We start from the raw sequence: 1788 nt of genomic DNA on the forward strand, positions 1-1788 counted from the left end.
CATCGCACTAAAGAAATTTAATAAAATAAAAGTTTAAACCACTTCGTAATTTACTTTGTTCAGAAAAACAAAACCAAGGACAAAAGCCCACTGGTTGAAATAAGTACTGACGAACACATAGTGCAAAATCTGGGCCTAAAACCCGGCGAAAGTGTAACATTGCGCAACAGCGACAAATTTGAAGAAGTACATGTATTTGGAGGGCCGGACGGGGAAAGCAGGCTTGGCACGCTGACACAAAAGTTTATCTATAAAAAAGTAGGCAACCACTCCGTAAGGGCAAAGATACATTCTATACATGGAGACAGGCTAAGGCTGGAGTTGGAGAAAGCCTAATATTAACAGTTAAAGAATCGTAAGAATAGTATTGTTTTGTAAATTGCATAGTTAACCCATCCAACTATCAATTTATAGTTTATGATACAGCGCAGCTTATACCTGTTAGTTATATTAATTTCTTTTTGCAATGCATTTTGCCAGAATTTTACAGGGCGAGTAATAGATTCAGATACCGGAGAGCCACTTCCGCACGCAGACGTAAAAATAAATAATACTGACAACCTGGTTACTAATGCAGAAGGGTATTTTACCATTATCGGGGAAAATAACAGGGACAATTCAACTTTAGCCGTTTCATTCCTGGGTTATAAAAGCATAGTGATTACTGTTGCTGAACTTCGGGAAAGTCAGTCTGTGGTGAGGCTTAAACCCGGGACTTTTGAGCTGGAAGTACTTACAATTTCGAACCGTGCCAACAACGCCGACAGCATTATGGCATCAGTAAAGAAGAACCTGCAGCGCAATTACAACAATAAACTCAAAAACTTAAAGAACACGCTTTTTTATCGTAAGGTTAACTCCTTTGAGCCTGAGAAACTTGATATAGTAATGACTAAATCAACAGGGTTTGGGAAGAAGGAAATACAGGAGACAAACAAGGAATTGAAGAAATTCACGGATAACATTATACAAAATCCCCCGGTTGAATATACTGACCTGCTTTGTACCCGGTATTCAGGTATAAAACGTATTAAAGATAAGCCTGCCATATACCCGAAATTTGTGGCGATAAAAGGTACAAAACTAAAAAACAGGAACCAGGCAATGTCAATAGATGACATACAATATAAAGTAAAGGATGTTGCATATAAGCATCTTGATTCTGCGCGCTTTTACCGCATTAAAAGCGGGCTGTTTGGTACACGTGATACCGTTATAGGCCCGAAAAGTAAAATTAAAAAGAACAGGCTGGTAAAACGTAATTTAGAATCTGCTGAAGCCGATATTTCCTACTTTACATCGCAAAACTCTTTTCACAAAAATTCATACCTTGATTTTGTTCATAATACTGATCTGTATGAGTATAGTTATAATGGAGCGGTACAATCCGGTACGGGCAATGAATTTATTTATGTGTTGCGATTCAGGCCAAAAAAGAAAAAGGCTAAATATACTGGTACCTTATATATTTCTGAAACCGATTTTGCGATTGTAAAAGCAGACTATAAGCTGGCTGAAGGAAAAACGCTTGGCGGGGTGAACTTAAAGTTCCTGTTAGGAGTGAAGCAATCTGAAAATTATTGTAAGGGCACTATAATATTCAGGAAAGACCCTGCTGAAAATGTATATTTTATACATTACGCTTTGATGCACACGGGAGAGTACATGTATATAAACAGGCCGCTAAAATTCCTTGAAATTACTTCCGGAGAAAAAGATGTTGTTGCCTTTGATCTTAAACTAACGTGAGTTCGATTTAAGCCGCTAACCTATCATCAATGATTTCTA

Annotated in this window: 2 protein-coding genes; both read left to right on the top strand. The window is 37.6% G+C overall.

Annotated features, from left to right (window positions below; all coding sequences use genetic code 11):
• Positions 1–120 precede the first annotated feature (120 nt).
• Complete coding sequence (locus CHU92_RS00615; RefSeq protein WP_094411566.1) at positions 121–336, top strand: hypothetical protein; 216 nt, start codon at positions 121–123, stop codon at positions 334–336.
• An 81-nt stretch (positions 337–417) separates the two neighbouring features.
• Positions 418–1749 (top strand): carboxypeptidase-like regulatory domain-containing protein, encoded by a 1332-nt coding sequence (locus CHU92_RS00620; protein WP_094411568.1) that lies wholly within the window; start codon positions 418–420, stop codon positions 1747–1749.
• Positions 1750–1788 lie beyond the last annotated feature (39 nt).

The sequence above is a fragment of the Flavobacterium cyanobacteriorum genome, assembly GCF_002251835.1.
Classification (GTDB): domain Bacteria; phylum Bacteroidota; class Bacteroidia; order Flavobacteriales; family Flavobacteriaceae; genus Flavobacterium; species Flavobacterium cyanobacteriorum.